Here is a 21,134-nt window from a genome sequence, read left to right on the forward strand (position 1 = left end):
TCTTTATGATCGGATTATCCAAATCATAAGGGTTGCTTCATCAATCCTGTTTTTTTATTTATCCAAGATATATTTTTTTAAAAAATTGATTATTTCAGTTGATAAACATAAAATTTATCATATGATTTTTGTTAGAAATTATAAAGCTTGACATGATTCTCTTTCTACTAAATAACATGGGAGTTGAATACGCATTGGTAAGAGTTTGGTATGATCTTTAATAGCCTGATGAAGTAATCTGGCCCCAAATTGTCCCATATCAAATGCAGGAGCATAAAAAGTTGTAAGAGGCGGATATGTATAATTGCTGGCATCAATATTATCAAAACCAATAATAGAAATATCATCAGGAATATGGAAACCATAATCATTCAAAGCTTTCATTGCGCCCATCGCAATCGGATCACTGGCAGCAAAAAGAGCTGTTGGTAAATGATGAGACTGAATCATGTTTGACATCATAGCATAACCTGATTCACTGGTAAATTCTCCTTCAATCATATAATCCTCATATTCTATTTGATATTCTTTAGCATATTTGATAAAAGATTTTTTTCTTATATCATCATAAGCTTGTCCATCATCTAAATATTCAACACCACCAAGATAACCAATCTTTTGATGACCTAGATCTGTTAAATATGTCAGAGCTTGTTTTAAAGCTAAATCAAAATCTAAAACAATCGAACATTCTTTTAAATTTTCATAATCCATATCCAATAAAATAATAGCATCATTATATTTTTTTAAAGTTTCAATATGACTTTTACTAAATTTACCTAGGCAAATAATCCCATCAATTCCCTTTAAAGACTTTTCAATGTTCACATCATCTTTAAATATTCTTCTTAAAATAATTCCATTTTTGGCACAATAATCTTCTACACCATGACGTAAAGTTAAGTAGTAGGGATCATTGATTTCCTGTTGTAAAGAATACCATTGAATCAGACAAATATGAATACCAGGGTCATTTTTCTTTTTCTTTTGGTATTGCAGTGCTTTTGCGGCTTCTAAGACATTTTCTCTTGTTTGTTGAGGAACGCTTAATGTAGGATCATTGTTTAAGATGCGGGAAACTGTCGCAATTGAAACTTGAGCCATTTGGGCAATATCTTTTAAAGTGGCCATAATTACCTCCTTGTTTTCTATATTATATAGGAAAATGTTATAAAAAGCCATGAAATTCATAGAATAACTTTATAAGTAAAATTTTACTTAAAAATAAGTAAATAATGTTTGAAGTTTTGTTGGAAGCGTGGTATGGTATAGGTAAGAAAAGGGAGGGTCAAAATATGAACCATGAGATTAATCAGTTAATACAATTTGGGTTAGATCATCATCTGATTCAAGAGGAAGATGTGGACTATACAGTCAACTTACTGTTGGATTTATTAAAAATGAATGAATTTTATAAAGAAGATATTCATGAAACGATTAGTGACAGTACAGGTATTTTAGAAAAGATGTTAGACTATGCAGTGGATAAGGGAATTATTGAAGATAGTATTGTGGAAAAAGATTTATTTGATACACGCATTATGAATTGTCTGATGCCTAGACCTAGTGAGGTGATTCGAGAATTTCGTCAACGCTATGCCCGTTCTCCTCAGGATGCGACAAAGTATTTTTATCAGCTTTCTATTGATTCTCATTATATTCGTAAAAACAGAACGGACCAGAATATTAAATTTCAAAAATATTATAAATATGGCAATATAGATATTACGATTAATCTGTCTAAACCAGAGAAAGATCCTAAAGATATTGCAAAAGCAAAGTTAGTCAAAACAAGTGGATATCCTCAATGTTTACTATGCAAGGAAAATGTAGGTTTTAGCGGTGATTTTAATCGTCCTGCCAGACAAAACCATCGTATTATTCCATTGAAATTAAATGCTACGGATTATTATTTACAATACTCACCTTATGTTTATTACAATGAACACTGTATTGTTTTCAATAAAGAACATATTCCTATGGTGATTAATCAAGATACGTTTCAACATCTTTTATCCTTTGTTGAACAGTTTCCTCATTATATGTTAGGTTCTAATGCAGATTTACCAATTGTAGGAGGATCAATTTTAACACATGATCATTATCAGGGTGGATGTTATGAGTTTCCAATGAATAATGCAGATGTTATTAAAACAATGTCATGGGATAAATATCCTGATTTAAAGATTGAAATATTAAAATGGCCACTTTCAACAATCAGAGTAACTTGCCAAGATTCACAAAAAATTGTTGAATTTGCGACAAAAACATTAAAAGCATGGAAGAATTATTCTAATCCATCTCTAGATATTCTTTCACACAGTGATCAAACACCACATAATACCATCACTCCAATCGCAAGAATGAAAAATCATGACTATCAAATGGATCTTGTCTTAAGAAATAATCGAACTTCTCAAGAACATCCTGATGGTATTTTTCATCCTCATGCTTCATTGCATCATATTAAAAAAGAAAATATTGGTTTAATAGAAGTGATGGGCTTAGCAGTTTTACCAGCACGTTTGAAAGTGGAATTGGAATTATTAAAAGACTGTCTATTAGGAAAAAAAGAAATCAGTGAATATCCTGAATTACAGAAACATGAATTATGGTATAATGAAATCAAAGAAAACTATCAGATTCAAGAAGATACGGTTGATGATGTTTTGAAAACAGCTCTCACAATAAAGTTTGTAGAAGTTTTAGAAGATGCTGGTGTTTTTAAAATGAATGATGAAGGTATTGAAGCGTTTTGTAGTTTTGTAGAGTCATTATGTAAGGAGGAGGATAATAATGATTGAAGTGATCAAACATATAGATGATCAAATTGATTTGATTTCTATGAAAAATGAACAATTAGAAGTTGTTGTATCCAATTATGGATGTACAATTATCAAAGTTATCATGGCAGATAAAAATGGACATAAAGATGATGTCGTTTTAGGTTATGATGATTTTACACAATACCAGACACTAGATGCTTATTTAGGAGCGTTGGTAGGAAGAGTTGCTAATAGAATTAAAGCAGGACAATTTAGTTTAAATGGTCAAGATTACCATTTGGCTGTTAATAACGGTCCTAACCATTTACATGGTGGGATCAAAGGATTTAGTTATCAGGTTTTTGATTATACAATTGAAGATGAACACACATTAAAACTTCACTATTTATCAAAAGATGGAGAAGAAGGTTATCCAGGTGATTTAGATTTAACAGTCATATATACATTAAAAGATGATACTTTAACAGCTCATTATCAGGCAACATCATCAGCAGATACACTTATTAATATTACAAATCATTCATATTTTAATTTGTCAGGACACAAAGAAAACATCTATCAGCATACTTTACAGATTCATGCATCCCAATTTGCCTGCGTTGACTCTGATGGTTTAACAACTGGTGAATTGAAAGATGTTGAAGGAACACCATTTGATTTTAGACAACCTGCACTTATTGGTGAAAGAGTAGAACAGGATGATGAACAGTTAAAAATTGGTAAAGGATTTGATCATCCATTTCTTTTTGATACGCAAAGCAATCAGGTTATTTTAACTCATGAGCCAACAGGAAGACAATTGATTGTGTCAACAACTTTACCACAAGCTCAGATTTATACAGCTAATTATTTGGATGGAAGATTAGGAAAATATGGAGAACGCTATTATGCAAGAGATGCTGTATGTATTGAAACACAAAATATGCCTGATGCAATCCATTTAGAAGAACATCCAACAACACTATTAAAGAAAGGAGAAACATATGATGAAATAACATCATATCAGTTTAAAGTTATTCAATAATGAAAAAAGCAAGTTTAATTATTCAAGATATTCAAAACAATGTTTATAATGATACATTTTTAGATATTTATGTTGATCAGGAACAATTAGAACATCAAAAATCAAGATATGTTCAAGCTATTGAAAAATTCATTGATTTATATGGTGATCAGGAAGTCAGCATTTATAGCACACCTGGAAGAAGCGAGGTTTGTGGGAATCATACTGATCATCAACATGGTGAAGTTTTAGCTGCAGCTATTAATTTAGATATCATTGCAGTGGTTGCAAAAGATGATACAAAGATTAAAATTTTATCTGATGATTATGATATTGAAGCTATTCACATTGATGATTTGACATTAAGAGAAAATGAAAAAGAGTCATCAGAAGGATTGATTCGTGGTATTCTTGCTAGATTCCAACAACTTCAACATAAAATTGGTGGCTTTGTTGGATATATGACAAGTGATGTTTTACAAGGTTCTGGATTATCTTCATCAGCTGCCTTTGAAGTGATGATTGGAACAATATTATCAGGTATGTATAATGATATGAAAGTAGATCCTGTCACAATTGCGAAAATTGGTCAATATAGTGAAAATGTTTATTTTGGAAAACCATGTGGATTAATGGATCAATGTGCCTGCTCAGTGGGAAGTTTGATTCATATTGATTTCAAGGATAATGAAAATCCTATTGTAGAAAAAATAAATGTTGATTTTCCACGTTTCCATCATAGTTTGTGTATTGTTGATGTCCATGCTTCACACGCCGATTTAACAGAAGATTATGCGTCTATTCCTGAAGAATTGAAAGAAGTCGATCATTTCTTCCATCAGGAATACTTAAGAGATGTGGACGAAAAAGAATTTTATGAACATTTAACTGAAGTCAGAGAAGCAGTCAATGACCGTGCTGTTTTAAGAGCCATTCATGTCTTTAAAGAAAATAAACGTGTTCAACAGGCTGTTCAGTCATTAAAACAGGAAGACTTTGATACTTTTAAGACAATTGTTAAAGCTTCAGGAGAAAGTTCATTTAAATATCTTCAAAATATTTATTCTAATCATTATGTTGGACAACAGGCTGTTTCTTTAGCTCTCGCATTGTCTGAAAATTTATTAGGAGCACATGGAGTATGTCGTGTTCATGGTGGTGGTTTTGCTGGAACAATTCAAGCTTTTGTAGAAGATGATTATGTTGAAGCATATAAACAGGGAATTGAAAAATATTTTGGTGAAGGAAGCTGTCATATTTTAAAAATCAGAAAATATGGTGGTATGAAAGTTATTGATTAAAATGATAGGAGACTTAATTTCTATAAAAGAAGTTAAGTCTTTTGTTTTATAGTTTGGATTATGTTTGTTTTGTTATTGAATTGAAAATGATATAATAATATGAAGAAGAGTTATTTTAAAAAATTGAATATGATAATGATATCATGAAAAGATTGTAGAAAAGGAAGTGGTTTTTGTGTATTGTCAGCATTGTGGAAAAGTGGTTCAGGAGGATATGCAGTATTGTCCAAATTGTGGCTATCCCTTACAAAATTCACCATATGTCTATCATGAAACAGATGCACCCAGTTTTTTATTTGCTCTGATCTCCTTTTTTGCGCCACTTGCAGGATTGGTTTTATATATCATTTGGCGTAAAGACTTTCCTCAAAAAGCGAAGTCCTGTATGAATGGTATGATATGTGGCATCATTGCAGAAATTCTTGTCACAATCTTTTTGATGAGCTATCTTTCACAGAATATAATGGGAGTGATCATCAATATATGATTGATGCATCTATAGAAATTTCATAATTAGTTTTTATCATGATAAAAAAGCTATCTCTTTTTGAAAATATAGTGTATAATCACATTGGAGGCGAAATTCATGTATAAATTATTAGAACCCTATGCAAAGTTAGTTGATTTTTTAGGGGAGGCTTTAGGTGATAATGTGGAAGTAGCGCTTCATGATCTCACTTCCAAAGAACAGGAAATTGTTGCGATTGCGAATAGTCATATTTCTGGTAGAGAAATAGGTGCTAAATTATCTAATTTATCTATTCATTACTTAAAAACAAAACAATATAAAGATCATGATTATGTCATGAATTATAAAACAACAGGTAGTGATGGAAAATTACTTCGTTCAGCAACATACTTTATCAAAGAAGATGGGCAGGAAATGCCTGTAGGAATGCTTTGTGTCAATGTCAATATTTCTGATTATGAATATATAGAAACGACATTAAAAAGAATTCTTGGTATTAAAGAACGTAAAGACGTAGAATTTAAGCTTGATAATCCAATTGAGATTTTATCATCACCATTGGATGAAATGATTGATAAATATATTAAAGAATGCCTGGAAAAAATGGGCTTTCCAAGTTATTTTCTAGTTGAAAGATTAAATGTTGAAGAAAAGATCAAGGTTGTCAAATACTTACAGGAAAAAGGAACATTTAAAGTCAAGGGTGCAATTGTACTTGTTGCTGAAAAATTGGCTGTAAGTGAACCGACAATTTATCGTTATTTAAAGAAAATGTAGAGAAAGGGGATAGACATGAAAGATATTGTTTTTGTCAGTGGGCATAAAAATCCAGATAGTGATTCTATTTGTAGTGCGATTGCTTATGCCAATTATTTATTTACAATTGGACGTTATAATGCGGTACCAGTCAGATTAGGAAAAATTAATAAGGAAACGGAATATATTTTAAAAAGATTCCATACAGAGATTCCAGTTTTATTAAAAACTGTTAAACAGACAGTTGAAGACTTAGAATATGATAAAGTGACAGTCTTTTCAAAAGAATTAACATTAAAAACAGCATGGTCATTAATGAAACAGCAGAATTTAAAAAGTGCTCCTGTATTAGATGATCATAGTCAGTTATTGGGATTATTATCAACTTCTAATATTATTGAAGGATATATGGACCAATGGGACAGTCAAATTCTAAAAGAAGCAAATACACCAATTGAAAATGTGATTGATACATTGGATGCAAGTATTCTTTATTTGGATAAACAGTTAAAGACAATCAAAGGTGAAATTCATATTGCCGCTATGACTGGCGAAGAAGCTAGTAAACGTGTGCATGAAAATGATGTTGTCATTGTAGGTGGAGATCGTGATGAAGCGATTGAACATTTAATGAATAAAAAGATATCATTGATTATTTTAACTGGATCACTTTCTATCTCTAAAGAATTATTACAGCGTTGTGCAGATGCACATATGAGTGTCATTTCAACACCATTCAATACATTCATGGCATCACAACAAATCATTCAGGCTGTACCAGTAGAATATGTTATGCAAAAAGGTGGTTTAACAACTTTTTCAACTGATGATACAGTCGATTATGTTAAAGAAGTCATGAGTGAAACACGTTATCGCAGTTATCCAGTTATTGATTTTATGGGTAGAGTTGTTGGATCTATTTCACGTTATCAGGTGTTAAATGGAATGAAGAAGAAAGTCATTCAAGTCGATCACAATGAAAGAAGTCAGGCTATTGATGGCATTGAAGAAGCTGAAATTTTAGAAATCATTGACCATCATAGAGTTGCTGATATTCAAACAGTTGGACCAGTATTATTTAGAGCTGAACCAGTTGGATGTACTGCAACAATTGTAGCAAAATGCTATAAAGAATCTGGTGTTGAGATTCCTCAAGATATGGCTGGTTTAATGTTAGGGGCTATTATCAGTGATACATTGTTATTTAAATCTCCGACATGTACACCAACCGATACCAAAATGGCTAAAGAACTTGCAGCTATAGCTGGAGTAGATATTCAAGAATTTGGTATGAGTATGTTTAAAGCAGGAACTTCATTGGTTGGTAAAACTGTTGAAGAAATCTTCAATCAGGATTATAAGAAGTTTACATTTGGTGATTTATCAGCAGGTGTTGCACAAGTCAATACAATGGATATTGAAGGATTTGCTCCATATAAAAAAGATATGCTTGATTATATGGAACAGGTTGCAAAAGATAATCATATGGAATTTACAATGTTGCTTTTAACTGATGTTATTAATGCGACAAGTGAAGTTTTAGTCGCAGGGCCTCGTAAAGATTATGTGGAAACAGCTTTCCATGTTGAACTTGTTGATCAGCAGGCAAGTTTACCTGGTGTTATTTCAAGAAAGAAGCAAGTTGTACCTGTGATTACTGAAGTTTTAACACAATAAATCAAAGGACAAGGTTTTCATGCCTTGTCCTTTTATCAAAAATGATAAATGAATATTTAGATGATATGATGTCTTTTGAGTGCCTGATAAATACCATCATGATCAATATCATCAGTGACTTCATCAGCGGCTTCTTTGACTTCATCCTTTGCATTTCCCATTGCAACACCAATGTTAACTAACTTTAACATGTCTATATCATTATGCCCATCACCAAATGCCATTGTTTCTTCAAGTGAGATATGATAGCTTTTTAAAACTTCTAAAATGCCATTTTGTTTACCACCCTTTTTTGGAATGATATCAATGGCTAAATCATGCCAACGTGTATATTGGCAGTGGGGCATCTGTTGGAGAATTTCTTGTTCTTGTTCAACTGTAATATCATAAGGAATGACTTGATAAATAGGATGAGTCAAACCACGTTTTAAATCACCTAATTCGGGTAAAGGGGTAGAAATGGCTTTTTGTACTGTTTCAACAGCTTGATTGTGGTAATTGATATACATTTTATCATCTTCAACAAAAATACATGGAAATGGTTTTTGATCAATGAAAGAAAGAATTTGTTGAATATCTTGTGGATCAATTGGTAAATCATAAATCACTTTGTTTTTGTTGTAACAGTATTGACCATTAAGTGTAATATATCCTTCAAATTCTAAATCATCTAAAGGTAAATCCCTGATTTCAGAAATATGTCTTCCTGTTGCGATAAAAGTATAAATTCCTTTTTCTTTTAATAGTTGCAGAGCTAATTTGGTAGATTCAGGAACACTTTGTGTTGAGTGTGATAAAAGAGTTCCATCAATATCAAAAAATATAGCTTTAATCATTTGTAACACCTCACATTTATAGTATAATATTATAGCATAGTGCAGGTGATAAAGATATGAAATTATTCGCTCATAGAGGATATAGTGCTCAGTATCCAGAAAATACCATGGAAGCTTTTGTTCAAGCTTACCAAAAAGGCTTTGATGGCGTGGAAACAGATGTTCATATGACCAAGGATGGTCAACTGGTTTTGATTCATGATGAAACCATTGATCGAACAAGTGATGGAAAAGGATATATTCAAGACTACACATATGATGAATTAAAAAGATTTTCATTTTCTCATGGATCTGCTGGTTATTATCCTTTACCATTATTAAAAGATTTACTGACTTTTATTCAAGATAAAGATTTTTTAGTCAATATTGAACTTAAGACAGATGTTATTCATTATACTGAGCTTGAAGAAAAAGTGCATCAGCTGGTCTGTCAGTTAGGTGTTGAAAAGAAAATTTATTATTCATCATTTTATTTACCATCAGTATTAAAAATGAAAAGTCTTTATCCACAAGGATATGTAGGATATTTAATGGAAGAAAATTATGATAAAAAATATCAGGAGCTTCTCAAATATCATATTGGAGCTTTTCATCCACGTTATGATTTTTTAAATAGCCAAAGAATCAAACAATTAAAACAACACAATATTCTTGTTGCTTCATGGACAATTCCTGATTTTAAAGAATATCAAAGATTAAAAGAATTGGGAGTGGATATACTAATATCAAATGAATATTTGAGGTGAAAGAGTCATGAAAACAACTGGAATGGTTAGAAGAATTGATGATTTAGGAAGAATTGTTATTCCTAAAGAAATTAGAAAACAGTTAATGTTGAAAGAAGGAGAAAGTGTTTCGTTTGCTGTAGAACATAATCACATTGTTTTAACAAAATTTTCTATCTTGCATAAATTAAGTCCCACAATTCAAATCTTATTAGAACGTCTTTATAGTAAGTACCATAATACGTTTTTACTGTGTGATAAAAGATGTATTGTGGTCTGTTCATCAGATGGACTGGCTAAATATCAAAGACGTGATTTAACAAAAGATTTTCTATTATTATTAGATCAAAAAGAACAGCATATTGAAACGACGATGGAATTTTATGGTAAACAGGAACAAGTGACTATTTATCCATTGCTTTGTGAACAGGAAATACAAGGGGCTTTGATTATGTTAAGTCATCAGACACCTTATTATTTAATGGATCAGACTTTGCTGGATTTTGTGAAAGATATTATTGAGGAGGAAATAGAATCGTGCGTTTAGATAAATTTTTAAAAGTATCAAGAATTATTAAAAGAAGAACTTTGTCCAAAGAAATGAGTGAAGCTTCACGTGTTAAAGTGAATGGAAAGGTCGCAAAACCATCCACTCAATTAAAGATAGATGACATCATTGAAGTAGAATTTGGACGTAGTATTCTTGTGGTGAAAGTCAAAGAATTAAGAGAACATGTTTTAAAAGATGATAGTCATATGTTATATGAAATTATAGAAGAGAAGAAAAAGCCAGAGGTTACAATTTTGTAGACCTCTTTTTAGCATAATTCTTTTTGATATACATATGTTGATGTAGGAGGGTTGAATATGGATAATAGTTTACATTTTGAACAGACGCCTTATCATCATGTATGTTTAAAAGATCGTAAAAGTTTAGAGTTAACAGGAGTTAAAAAAATAGAAAGTTTTGATGCATATGAATTTTTGATTGAAACATCCCTAGGTTATTTAAATATTACAGGAAGTGAACTGACGTTAGTGCGTTTAGATCAAGATCAAAATGAAGTCAGTATTCGTGGCAATATTGATAGTATCAGTTATGTTTCAGATAAGAAAAAGCAACATCCTAAAGAAAAAATGTTTAATAAACTCTTGAAATAATGTCTTTAATTGTACAGTTTCAATGTCTGTTTTATTCCTTTTTATTTGGTTTTGTCATGACGGGTGTTTATCATATCATGAATCGTTTGTTGTATGGTGTTCCCATGTTTTTAAGATACATTTGTCAATGTCTGATAGGTATCTGTTTTGGAATGCTTTATTTCTATGGTTTGGTGTTCTTGAATGAAGGAATTTTAAGACTTTATTTTTTTATTTTTATGTTGATGGGATATTTGTTATATAGTCATTATTATGCGTATTATCTTTTGTACTTTTTAGAAAAGATTGTATCTATTTTCAAAAGAATATTCTCACCTTTTATCTTCTTTTTTCGTTATATTAATGGTATAATACAAAAAAGAATAGGAAGGATGAAGAGAAAATGGCAAAAAAGAAAACACCAAGATATAAAAAACTCTTAGGCTTTGTCTATATTGGTATTTCTGCTTTGCTGATTTATACCCTAGGAGTGAATGCTTATCGTGTCATAGGTCAAAAGCAGCAGCTCGCACAACTAGAAGAAAGAAAGGCAGAATTAGAAAAGGAAAAGAAAGAATTATCTGAAGAAGTGGAACTTTTAGCGGATGATGATTATGTTGCCAGATATGCCAGAGAGCAATATATTTTTCCTGATGATGGAGAAGAGGTTATTAAATTACCAGAAACAAAAAAATAAGCTCGGGCTTATTTTTTTGTCTTATCAAAGGAGGTTGTGAAATGTTTGTATCTTTTTGTTTTCCCATGAAAACATTACAGCGAGAACGTGAAATTATTGTATATTTACCAGATGATTATTATCAACAAAATAAAGATTATCCTGTTCTTTATATTCAAGATGGACAAAATGCTTTCTTTGATTATTCCTCTTATTGTGGTATAAGTTGGGGATTTTTAGAGTATGTCAAACAAACAGGAATGGAAATCATCCTTGTCGCCATTCCATGCAATGAAACAGGTTTTAAACGTATGGATGAGTATGGTCCATGGAAGATTAATGAAGCATTGTCTTATCAGGAAACGGGTCAAAAAGGCATGATTATTGGTGGAGAAGGAAAAGCTTATATTGATTGGTTAAAAGATGAGCTTAAACCTTATATTGATCAACGTTTTCGTACCCAAAAAGAAAATACTGGTATTGTGGGTAGCTCTATGGGGGCAGTTATTAGTGCTTATGGGGCTCTTCGTTATCCTGATGTTTTTAAAAAGTGTGCGGCTTTATCTACCGCTTTCTGGTTCTATGTTGATGAATTTTTAGATGTGATCAGGCATCAACAATATAGTCAGGATAATCGTTTTTATTTGGACTTGGGTGAATTTGAAAGTGGTGATGATCAAAAGATTAATCAATGGTACATAGAAAGCAATCAAATCATTTACGAGCAATTACAATCTCGAATAGAACATCTGGAAGCCCATTATTTTGAAGGGGCTGGACATAATGAAAGCGAATGGCGTCAAAGAGTGCCTCTATTCATGGCGTTTTTATATGAGGAGGAATGATCATGTATCAAATGATTTTATCCGATTTAGATGAAACATTGTTAGTCAATCATCATGTTCCTAAGTTTAATCAGGAAGCTATCAGACAGCTTAAGGATGTTAAGTTTGTGCCAGCGACGGGACGCTCATTTTCAATGATTGAAGATATTCTTGAAGAAATTGGAACAGCCAAGCAGGCCCATGAATATTCTATTTGTTTTAATGGTGGGCTGATTGTAGAAAATCAAAATGCTCAAATATTGTCTTTTCAGGGATTAACTTTTGATCAGGCTAAACAACTTTTTGACTTAGGAGAAAATTATGATGTATGTATTATGATTTTTACATTAAATCATTGTTATTTATTTAAACCAGACCCAACGGAGATTGCAAGAAAAAAAGCTCAAAAAGCAGCGTTTACGGTTATAGATGATTATCATATGGATTTTTTAAAAAATGAAAAGATTGCGAAATTTTTATATGTCAAACCTGATATGGATTATTTAAAGAGTGTTGAACAAGATTTACCAGAGGATATCAAAAAACAGTTTTCAATCAGTTATTCATCATATCGTTATCTGGAATTTAATCCTTTAGGTGTCAGTAAAGGGGCAGCATTGAAATGGTTAGCTGATTATCTTCATATAGATAAACAAAATGTGATTGCGATTGGTGATAATTATAATGATGTTTCGATGATTCAGGAAGCTGGTTTAGGTGTTTGTGTGGCTGGAGGAGCTCAAGATATTCAAGCCATCAGTGATTATGTTACAACGGTGGACTATGATCAGGGAGCTGTTAAAGAAGTGATTGAAAAATTTATTTTAAAGGGGGAAAAATAAAAGTGAAATATAAAGTGATCGCAAGTGATATGGATGAAACATTGTTGAATGATCAACATAAGATCTGTCAGAGAAATATTGATTTTATACGAATGGCGAAAGAAAAAGGAGTGAAATTTGTCCCAGCAACTGGGCGTGGTTTCATGTCTATTCAACGTGATTTAAAATTATTAGGATTGTATGATATACCACAAGAATATGTCTTATCTTTCAATGGTGGAGCTTTAACAGAAAACAAAGATAATAAGCTTTTATATTTTGAAGGACTTTCTTTTGAAAAGACAAAAGAAATCTTTGAATTTGGTTTACAGCAAGATGTCTGCCAGCATATTTATACAAAGGATAAAGTCTATGTTTATAATTTATCTGAATCTGAAGCGAAGCGTATTCGTGAACAACAGGTTGAATGTGAAATCATGACTGAAAATACAATGGATTTTCTAAAGGATGAGCCGATCTCAAAAATCCTTTTCCAAAATACAGATGTACCTTATTTAATGAGTCTGGAACCTCAAATGAAAGCTATCACTGAGGGAATGTGTGCAGTAAGCTATTCTTCTAATCGTTATATGGAGTTTAATAAGATTGGTGTGGATAAAGGACAGGGATTAAAACATTTAGCTCAAATTATTGGTGTTGATTTATCTGAATGCATTGCTGTAGGGGATAATTATAATGATTTACCAATGTTAGAAGTTGCTGGTTTATCAGTTGCAGCTGGTAATGCTGTGGAAGATGTGAAAAAAGTTTGTGATGTTGTCACAAAAGCAGACAATAATGAAGGTGTCATTGCTGAAATTGTAGAAAGGTTTATTCTTTAATGGATTTTAAAACAATTATTGATCATGAACGTCAACAGCCTTATTATCAGCAGTTAGAAGCTTTTGTGAATCATGAATATCAGATACATACGGTTTATCCACCTCGCAATCGTATTTTTCATTGCTTTAATTTTAAAGATTATGATGATATTAAAGTTGTCATTATTGGGCAGGATCCTTATCATGAAGAACATCAGGCTAATGGCTTGGCTTTTAGTGTCGCAAAGGGTGTGCAAATTCCACCGAGTCTGGTTAATATTTATAAAGAAGCACATGATGATGTTGGAATTGATATTCCTCGTCATGGTGATTTATCTGCGTGGGCACATCAGGGTGTGTTATTATTAAATACTGTTTTGACAGTACAGGCTCATCGTGCTAATTCTCATAAAGAAAAAGGATGGGAAATTTTCACCAATCATATTATTGAGGCTATGAATCAAAGAGAGAAGCCATTAGTATTTATATTGTGGGGAAGACAGGCTATTGATAAAGCGAAAATGATTGATCAGACCAAACACTGTGTCATTACTAGCCCTCATCCTTCACCTTTATCAGCTTACCGTGGTTTTTTTGGTTCGAAACCTTTTTCTAAAACGAATCAGTTTTTAATAAGTCAAGGGATAGAACCGATAGATTGGAGGATTCGTTAATGTTTACTCATGTGAATGATGCCATTGCATATATAGAATCAAAAAGAAGTAAAAGAACAATTGATCAATTTCGAGAAACCTTAAATAAATGTCACATTTTAATGAAACAAAAAAATATGATACATATTGCTGGAACCAATGGAAAAGGTTCAACTGTGAATTATTTAAGAAGTATCTTAAATGCTCATGGGTATAAAGTTGGAACTTTTACATCACCTTATTTGATTAGTCATAATGATCGTATTCGTGTTGATGATATTCCTATAAGTGATGAAGATTTATTGAAATACGTGAATCAATATTATCGCATCATTGAAGAAGATCAGTTATCTATGTTTGAAATTGATGTCTTAATCATGTTGGCTTATTTTCAATCTTTAGATTTGGATTATCGTATTATTGAAACGGGTATTGGCGGATTGAATGATAAAACGAATGTCATTGATCCTATTGTCAGTGCTATTACGAATATAGGGCTTGATCATCAAAAACAATTAGGGGATATTTATGATATTATTAATGAAAAGATGGGTATCATAAAACCGAATCAGATGTTTATTACCAGTGAAACAAAAGGAACAATTCTAGCAAGATTTCAAGAACAATGTGATGCTATGGGAGCAGTGATGTATGTCGTTCCAGAATATCAGGTGTCACGTTATCCATTCCATTTTAGATATCGTGATATGGCATTTACCTTGGAAAATCAAGGAATCTATCAGGTGACAAATGCCAGACTTGCTTTAACTATTGCTTCAAAACTTATTAAGTTTGATCCTGTTGTTACACAACCAGCGATTGAACAGGCTTCATGGAAAGGGCGTTATGAAACATTATCTTATCATGATGTACAGGTTGATATTGATGGAGCACATAATATGCCTGGAATCCAAGCTTTGTTGCAGACATTAAGAGTCAAAAAAGAAAAGGATGTAGCGATTGTCTTTTCTTGTTTGAATGATCGTGATGTTGATGAGATGATTGATGAAATGTTAAAAGCAGGTTATCCTGTCTATGTGACAACGTTTCAGGATGAAAGAGCTATTGATTTATCGACCATAGAACCACGTCCTCAATTAACAATTGTTAAAAGTTATATTGAGGCTATGCAGACAGCTTATATAAAAAAACAGCATATTGTGGTAACGGGGTCATTGCATTTTATCTCGAAAGTGAGAAAATATCTGATTGAATTAAAAAATCAGGAATTAAAGAAAGTCAGTGAATAAAAACCAATAAAGAACGAAACTTTATTGGTTTTTTTAATTGCTATCGTGTATTAAAATTGATAGGTTCATCAAATTCGGCCCAAACGAAATAGACGAACTGAAAAATATAATATTTTTGATTTTTTGGGTCACGTACGACAAAATGGTCACGTCCTACTTCTTCGATAATACCTTTGTATACACGATCGCGCCAGTCTTCACTGCCAGTATATGTGAAGTAAAAAGTACCAAGTTTTCCGATATTTAAACGTAAAATATTTTCTAAATAAGTCTGTTCAGAAATGGGAGTTGGTAGAGATGAGGTTTGAGATCCGGGAACGATTGTTTGATTGTTTGTATCCATATATCCTCCTATAAGTCGCAATTTAATTTAGCACCAGGTGCATAGAAACAGTGATTTTTGTAACGTCCGCTGAGTTCGCCATAAAATTGTTGGGGGCATGAGACATTGCTGCCAGGATTTTTAAACCATAAGGCATTTGTAGCTGGTTCAATACGATAACCATCAATATTGCGTAAAGCCAGTTCTTTTTCTTTGGCGTTAACAGGTTGATTGAATAATGGTTGTCCGACCCCAGAAAAAGCATTTTTTTGATAAACAACTTCAGAAATTGTGCGTGTATCTTTAAAAACATCGCAGTTAGCTACGACACGATTTACGACAACATTACCGACCATCAACATACCTTCTTCACCTTCACCTAATGCTTCAGCTTTCATAATGCGTGCCAGTAAATCAACATCAGAATCGTTGTATAAGATTCTAGGAGACATTCTAATCACCTCTATTCACTATATGAAAAAATTTAGAAAAGTTGCTAAAAATAAAAAAATATTGATGAGTTCAATATTATTTAAAAACAGGATGAAATTGATAAAAATTTGATAAAAATTTTTAATTAAAATTGACATGAAATAGTATTTTTTTAAAAAAGATTGTGATAAAATAAAGGTATAGGTAAGCACTTTCATAATCACAATTGAGGAGGAAAAATTATGGGAAAAGAAATTGTTGCGATGATTTTAGCTGGAGGACGTGGAACACGTCTTGAAGCATTAACTGCAAAAGTAGCGAAACCTGCTGTACATTTTGGAGGAAAGTATAGAATTATAGACTTTCCTTTAAGTAATTGTGCGAACTCTGGAATTGATGTTGTTGGAGTTTTGACACAATACGAATCAGTCTTGCTTGGAACATATGTAGGTGCTGGAACTAAGTGGGGACTTGATGGAAATAACTCATTAGCTGCTATCTTGCCAGCTCGTGAAAGAGGTGGAGTTGGAGCAACATGGTATGCAGGAACAGCTGATGCCATTTATCAGAATATCAGTTTCTTAGATCAATATGATCCTGAATATGTTTTGATTTTATCAGGAGACCATATTTATAAGATGGATTATGCTGAAATGTTGGCAGCACATAAAGAAAAAGGTGCTGATTTAACAGTGGCTGTTTTAAATGTTTCTTTAAAAGAAGCAAGTCGTTTTGGTATTATGAATACAAATAAAGATGGTTCAATTTATGAATTTGAAGAAAAACCTGAAAAACCAAAATCAACTTTGGCATCTATGGGTATTTATATCTTTACTTATAAAGAATTAAGAAAATATTTGATTGAAGATGCAAAAGATGAAAATAGTAAACATGATTTTGGTATGAATATCATTCCAATGATGTTAGAAGATAAGAAAAAATTATATGCTTATGAATTCTCTGGTTATTGGAAAGATGTTGGAACTGTGGAAAGTTTATGGCAAGCCAATATGGACTTGTTAGATGATAAAGAGTTAGATCTTTATAATGTGAAAAAGGATTGGAAAATCTATACTGAAGATACATTGAGTAAACCTCAAATTATTGGTGAAGAAGCATCAATTAAGCATTCACTTGTTACTCAAGGTTGTATCGTTAATGGTGATGTAGAAGGTTCTGTCTTATTCAACAATGTATATATCGGTGAAGGTGCAAAGGTTGTTGATTCTGTCTTAATGCCAGGTGTATTGGTAGAAGAGGGTGCAGAAATCTACAAAGCTATTGTTGATGAAGGTGTTGTCATTAAATCAACTGACGTCATCAATAAAGAAGCTAAAGAAGTGGAACTTGTCAGTGACAATGCATAATAAGAGGGGGTTAACGAGATGGCAAAAGTAGTTGGATATATAAATTTACACTCTGATGTTTCATATAAAGGTTTAACAGAAAAAAGACCAGTAGCTTCAGTAAGCTTTTTAGGTCGTTATGGAATTATTGATTTTGTTTTATCAAATATGTCAAATTCTAATGTGGATACAGTGGGTATTCTTATTAAAGAAAAACCAAGATCATTGTTTAAACATTTAGGAAATGGAAACTCTTGGAATTTTAACTCTAAATCTGGAGGAGTTTCACTTTTATACAATGAAAAATATGCAAATAGTTCAATGTATAATCATGATATTAATAATATTGTGGAAAATATTGCTTTTCTTGAAAAATCAAAAGCAGATTATGTTGTGATTGCACCAGCTCATATTATTACAACAATGAATTATGCTGATGTTGTTGATGCACATGCAAAATCTGGTGCTGAAATTACAATGGTTTATCAAAAAATCGATAATGCTGATGAAACATTTGTTGGTTCTGATTTCTTACGTTTAAAAGGTAAACAAGTTATGGAAATCAAGAATAATAAAGGAAATAGAAAAGAGAGAAATATTTCTTTAGAAACATATGTTATTAATAAAAAGACATTATTAAAATTAATTAGCTATGCTCAAAAGATTAGTTCATTCTTTAATTTAAGAGATACACTTGCTTACTTATGTGATGAAAGAAAAATCATGGCTTATGAATATAAAGGATTTGCAAGATGCATTGATTCTTATGAAGCTTATTATAAAGTGAGCATGGAATTCTTGGATATGGATATTTCAACACAAGTCTTTAAGAGTACTTGGCCAATCTTTACCAATACAAATGATACACCACCTACAAAATATTTAAAGAATGCCGTTGTTAAAAAATCATTTGTGGCTAATGGGGCTATTATTGACGGTGAAGTTGATGGATGTATTTTATCACGAAATGTTACAATTGGTAAAAATGCCGTTGTGAAAAATTGTATTATATTAAATGGTTCTAAAGTTTGCGCAGGAGCTCATTTGGAAAATGTAGTTATTGATAAAGATGCTCGTGTAGAAAAGAAAACAGAGCTTATTGGTGAAGGAGAACCACTTTATGTTAAAGAAGGGGATGTTGTATAATGAAAATCGTATTTGCAACAAGTGAAGCGAATCCCTATATTAAATCAGGTGGTTTAGCAGATGTTTTAGGATCACTTCCAAAAGCACTTGTTCAAAAAGGACATGAATGTATTGTTGTTTTGCCTAAATATCAGGATATGAAATTGGCAGATACAATTGAATATGTGACAAACTATGATATCTGGGTTGGTTGGAGAAAATGCTATTGTGGTGTTTTTAAAGCTGAATATGATGGTGTCACTTATTATTTCATTGATAATGAACAATACTTTAGAAGACCTGGTTTATATGGTTATGATGATGATAATGAAAGATTTGCATTTTTTGACTTTGCAGTTTTAGAATTGTTATCACACATTGATATTAAACCAGACATCTTACATTTACATGATTGGCAAACGGCCATGATTGCCACATTATATAAAGAAAGATATGCATATTATGAATATTATCAAGGTATTAAAATTGTTTTCACAATCCATAATATTGCATATCAGGGAAAATGTGATCCTGCATTGTTAAGTGATCATTTTGGATTAGATAATTATCTCTATTATAATGGTAACTGCCGTAATGATGGATGTTTCAATATGATGAAAGCAGCTATTTATTATAGTGATATTATTACGACTGTATCACCAACTTATGCTAAAGAAATATTAACAGATAGCTTTGGTGAAGGATTACAGAATATCTTACAAATGCGTCGTCATGATTTGTATGGTATTTTAAATGGTATTGATTATGAAACAATCAATCCTGCCACAGATCCTGAAATTGTAGAACATTTTGACATTACAAATGTTGATGAAAAGAAAGTTATTAATAAATTAGCTTTACAAAAAGAATGTGGATTGCCAGAAAATAAAGATGTCCCATTAATTGGTATTGTCACAAGATTGACTTGGCAAAAGGGATTAGATTTAATTATTAATCGTATGGAAGAATTGATGAAACGTGATGTTCAAGTTGTGATTTTAGGTGCTGGTGATCAAAAATATGAAGAACCACTTAAAGGAATAGCAGCTTATCATAATCAAAAGTTATCATTAAATCTTAAATATGACTTTGGTTTATCTTGTCGTATCTATGCTGGTTGTGATATGTTCTTGATGCCATCATTATTTGAACCTTGTGGTTTATCACAAATGATGTCACTTCGTTATGGAACAATACCAATTGTCAGAGAAACAGGTGGATTAAAGGATAGCGTGGAACCATATAATGAGTATGAAAATACAGGTGATGGATTCAGCTTTAAAAATTATAATGCACATGAAATGATGGACATTATTGACTATGCATTAAAGGTTTATCAGGATAAAGAAAAATGGCAAGGATTGGTTCATCGTGCAATGGAAGCGAAACTTGATTGGGATAAAAGTGCTGATGCCTATTTGAAAGTTTTTAATTCATTGTTAGATTAATAAAGGGGATAGGGAAACCTATCTCTTTTGTTTGATAAAGAAATTTTATTTGATTTTCAGAGTTGAGTTTAGTACAATGTTTCCATAAGGAGGGAGGAAAATGAAGATCTCAATCAAAATTTTGGCGGTTTTATTATTGGTTGTGACTCTTTTTGCATGTGAAAAAGAGAAAACAGATATATCTTTAGAAAGAGATGGGACTCTTTATGAAGTCGCTGATCAGGTTTCCTTCTATTACCCTAAAGATTTTCAATTAAATGTGAACAATGAAAATCAAAAAGATGTTCGATTTACAAAAAATGATGAAATGTATATTTACGCAACAATCATTGATGATACGGATAATGTTTTAAATGAATTGCCTCAATTATATGGAGGACAATTGGAAGAAGAAGGTGCCATTGATGTTTATTATTATAAGGAAGTTATTCCAAGTGGTATCGAGTGTTATCGGTTTACAGGGACTTATCAGGCTTCGGGTATGAAATTTGTACAAATGGTATATTTTACTGAGGAAGCAAGTTATATTTATAGTTATCAAGCTCCAGAAAATGTATATGATGAACAAAGTGGTGTGGCTTTACAGTATTTAGAATCTTTGACAGTTCATCATTAATCTTGATTAACTCATATGAATTTGTTATAGTATTGATAGATAAAGAGTTAATAAAGCATTTGATAAGGTTAATAGAAGTGAAATCTTTATCATATGCTTTTTTATTT

General features: G+C 31.7%; 25 protein-coding genes. 21 read left to right on the forward strand and 4 right to left on the reverse strand.

Annotated elements, in window-relative coordinates; genetic code table 11:
- Positions 1-138 precede the first annotated feature (138 nt).
- Complete coding sequence (locus B5E48_RS00875) at positions 139-1,131, reverse strand: LacI family DNA-binding transcriptional regulator (protein ID WP_087303775.1); 993 nt, start codon at positions 1,129-1,131, stop codon at positions 139-141.
- Between the two features lie 164 nt (positions 1,132-1,295).
- Between B5E48_RS00875 and B5E48_RS00880 the strand changes: the two genes are divergently transcribed.
- From B5E48_RS00880 to B5E48_RS00905, 6 genes are all read left to right on the forward strand, one after another.
- Positions 1,296-2,804, forward strand: coding sequence for a UDP-glucose--hexose-1-phosphate uridylyltransferase (locus B5E48_RS00880; RefSeq protein WP_087303776.1), 1,509 nt, complete (start codon positions 1,296-1,298; stop codon positions 2,802-2,804).
- On the forward strand, positions 2,797-3,810 hold the full coding sequence (locus B5E48_RS00885; protein WP_087244324.1) for an aldose epimerase family protein: 1,014 nt from the start codon (positions 2,797-2,799) through the stop codon (positions 3,808-3,810). The genes B5E48_RS00880 and B5E48_RS00885 overlap by 8 nt, the downstream gene beginning before the upstream one ends.
- Positions 3,810-5,090, forward strand: a complete 1,281-nt coding sequence (locus B5E48_RS00890) for a galactokinase (protein WP_087303777.1) — start codon at positions 3,810-3,812, stop codon at positions 5,088-5,090. The genes B5E48_RS00885 and B5E48_RS00890 overlap by 1 nt, the downstream gene beginning before the upstream one ends.
- Positions 5,091-5,265: 175 nt before the next feature.
- Positions 5,266-5,577 carry a zinc-ribbon domain-containing protein gene (locus B5E48_RS00895; RefSeq protein ID WP_158097240.1) on the forward strand — a complete coding sequence of 104 codons (312 nt, stop codon included), beginning with the start codon at positions 5,266-5,268 and terminating at the stop codon, positions 5,575-5,577.
- A gap of 99 nt (positions 5,578-5,676) precedes the next feature.
- On the forward strand, positions 5,677-6,336 hold the full coding sequence (locus B5E48_RS00900) for a helix-turn-helix transcriptional regulator (RefSeq protein WP_087244321.1): 660 nt from the start codon (positions 5,677-5,679) through the stop codon (positions 6,334-6,336).
- A 15-nt stretch (positions 6,337-6,351) separates the two neighbouring features.
- Positions 6,352-7,992 (forward strand): putative manganese-dependent inorganic diphosphatase, encoded by a 1,641-nt coding sequence (locus B5E48_RS00905; RefSeq protein WP_087303779.1) that lies wholly within the window; start codon positions 6,352-6,354, stop codon positions 7,990-7,992.
- 56 nt (positions 7,993-8,048) lie between these two features.
- Here the strand turns inward: B5E48_RS00905 and B5E48_RS00910 are convergent, their stop codons facing one another.
- A complete protein-coding gene (locus B5E48_RS00910; RefSeq protein WP_087303780.1) occupies positions 8,049-8,828 on the reverse strand; it encodes a Cof-type HAD-IIB family hydrolase in 780 nt (259 codons plus the stop codon).
- A gap of 56 nt (positions 8,829-8,884) precedes the next feature.
- Here B5E48_RS00910 and B5E48_RS00915 point away from each other — a divergent pair, with 56 nt between their 5' ends.
- From B5E48_RS00915 to B5E48_RS00965, 11 genes are read left to right on the forward strand one after another with little or no spacing between them, the layout of a single operon-like run.
- Positions 8,885-9,574, forward strand: a complete 690-nt coding sequence (locus B5E48_RS00915; protein WP_087297196.1) for a glycerophosphodiester phosphodiesterase family protein — start codon at positions 8,885-8,887, stop codon at positions 9,572-9,574.
- 7 nt (positions 9,575-9,581) lie between these two features.
- Positions 9,582-10,100 (forward strand): AbrB/MazE/SpoVT family DNA-binding domain-containing protein, encoded by a 519-nt coding sequence (locus B5E48_RS00920; protein WP_087244317.1) that lies wholly within the window; start codon positions 9,582-9,584, stop codon positions 10,098-10,100.
- On the forward strand, positions 10,091-10,363 hold the full coding sequence (locus B5E48_RS00925; protein WP_087297195.1) for an RNA-binding S4 domain-containing protein: 273 nt from the start codon (positions 10,091-10,093) through the stop codon (positions 10,361-10,363). Before B5E48_RS00920 ends, B5E48_RS00925 begins: the two co-directional genes overlap by 10 nt.
- A gap of 57 nt (positions 10,364-10,420) precedes the next feature.
- Positions 10,421-10,714 (forward strand): sporulation protein YabP, encoded by a 294-nt coding sequence (gene yabP, locus B5E48_RS00930; protein WP_087244315.1) that lies wholly within the window; start codon positions 10,421-10,423, stop codon positions 10,712-10,714.
- Positions 10,714-11,136: a spore cortex biosynthesis protein YabQ gene (gene yabQ, locus B5E48_RS00935; protein WP_087303781.1), complete on the forward strand. Its 423-nt coding sequence runs from the start codon at positions 10,714-10,716 to the stop codon at positions 11,134-11,136. The genes yabP and yabQ overlap by 1 nt, the downstream gene beginning before the upstream one ends.
- On the forward strand, positions 11,097-11,390 hold the full coding sequence (locus tag B5E48_RS00940) for a septum formation initiator family protein (protein WP_087297193.1): 294 nt from the start codon (positions 11,097-11,099) through the stop codon (positions 11,388-11,390). Before yabQ ends, B5E48_RS00940 begins: the two co-directional genes overlap by 40 nt.
- A gap of 41 nt (positions 11,391-11,431) precedes the next feature.
- Positions 11,432-12,214 carry an alpha/beta hydrolase gene (locus tag B5E48_RS00945; RefSeq protein WP_087297192.1) on the forward strand — a complete coding sequence of 261 codons (783 nt, stop codon included), beginning with the start codon at positions 11,432-11,434 and terminating at the stop codon, positions 12,212-12,214.
- A gap of 2 nt (positions 12,215-12,216) precedes the next feature.
- Complete coding sequence (locus B5E48_RS00950) at positions 12,217-13,035, forward strand: HAD family hydrolase (protein WP_087303782.1); 819 nt, start codon at positions 12,217-12,219, stop codon at positions 13,033-13,035.
- Between the two features lie 2 nt (positions 13,036-13,037).
- A complete protein-coding gene (locus B5E48_RS00955) occupies positions 13,038-13,856 on the forward strand; it encodes a Cof-type HAD-IIB family hydrolase (protein ID WP_129736033.1) in 819 nt (272 codons plus the stop codon).
- Positions 13,856-14,509, forward strand: a complete 654-nt coding sequence (locus B5E48_RS00960) for a uracil-DNA glycosylase (RefSeq protein WP_087244310.1) — start codon at positions 13,856-13,858, stop codon at positions 14,507-14,509. Before B5E48_RS00955 ends, B5E48_RS00960 begins: the two co-directional genes overlap by 1 nt.
- Positions 14,509-15,738, forward strand: coding sequence for a bifunctional folylpolyglutamate synthase/dihydrofolate synthase (locus tag B5E48_RS00965; protein WP_087244309.1), 1,230 nt, complete (start codon positions 14,509-14,511; stop codon positions 15,736-15,738). Before B5E48_RS00960 ends, B5E48_RS00965 begins: the two co-directional genes overlap by 1 nt.
- A 40-nt stretch (positions 15,739-15,778) precedes the next feature.
- Here the strand turns inward: B5E48_RS00965 and B5E48_RS00970 are convergent, their stop codons facing one another.
- Positions 15,779-16,081 (reverse strand): spore coat protein GerQ, encoded by a 303-nt coding sequence (locus B5E48_RS00970; RefSeq protein WP_087297190.1) that lies wholly within the window; start codon positions 16,079-16,081, stop codon positions 15,779-15,781.
- 8 nt (positions 16,082-16,089) lie between these two features.
- Positions 16,090-16,512: a cell wall hydrolase gene (locus B5E48_RS00975; RefSeq protein ID WP_087244307.1), complete on the reverse strand. Its 423-nt coding sequence runs from the start codon at positions 16,510-16,512 to the stop codon at positions 16,090-16,092.
- A 222-nt stretch (positions 16,513-16,734) separates the two neighbouring features.
- On the opposite strand from B5E48_RS00975, the gene B5E48_RS00980 reads away from it, so the two are divergent.
- The 4 genes from B5E48_RS00980 to B5E48_RS00995 all read left to right on the forward strand — a co-directional run bounded on the left by B5E48_RS00980 (position 16,735) and on the right by B5E48_RS00995 (position 21,027).
- On the forward strand, positions 16,735-17,859 hold the full coding sequence (locus B5E48_RS00980; protein WP_087244306.1) for a glucose-1-phosphate adenylyltransferase: 1,125 nt from the start codon (positions 16,735-16,737) through the stop codon (positions 17,857-17,859).
- Between the two features lie 18 nt (positions 17,860-17,877).
- Positions 17,878-18,984 (forward strand): glucose-1-phosphate adenylyltransferase subunit GlgD, encoded by a 1,107-nt coding sequence (gene glgD, locus B5E48_RS00985; RefSeq protein WP_087303783.1) that lies wholly within the window; start codon positions 17,878-17,880, stop codon positions 18,982-18,984.
- Positions 18,984-20,411, forward strand: a complete 1,428-nt coding sequence (gene glgA / locus B5E48_RS00990) for a glycogen synthase GlgA (RefSeq protein ID WP_087244304.1) — start codon at positions 18,984-18,986, stop codon at positions 20,409-20,411. The genes glgD and glgA overlap by 1 nt, the downstream gene beginning before the upstream one ends.
- Positions 20,412-20,511: 100 nt before the next feature.
- Positions 20,512-21,027, forward strand: coding sequence for a hypothetical protein (locus B5E48_RS00995; RefSeq protein ID WP_087297187.1), 516 nt, complete (start codon positions 20,512-20,514; stop codon positions 21,025-21,027).
- The last annotated feature ends 107 nt before the right edge of the window (positions 21,028-21,134 follow it).

The organism is Massilimicrobiota sp. An105, from assembly GCF_002161155.1.
Lineage (GTDB): Bacteria > Bacillota_I > Bacilli_A > Erysipelotrichales > Coprobacillaceae > Allocoprobacillus > Allocoprobacillus merdigallinarum.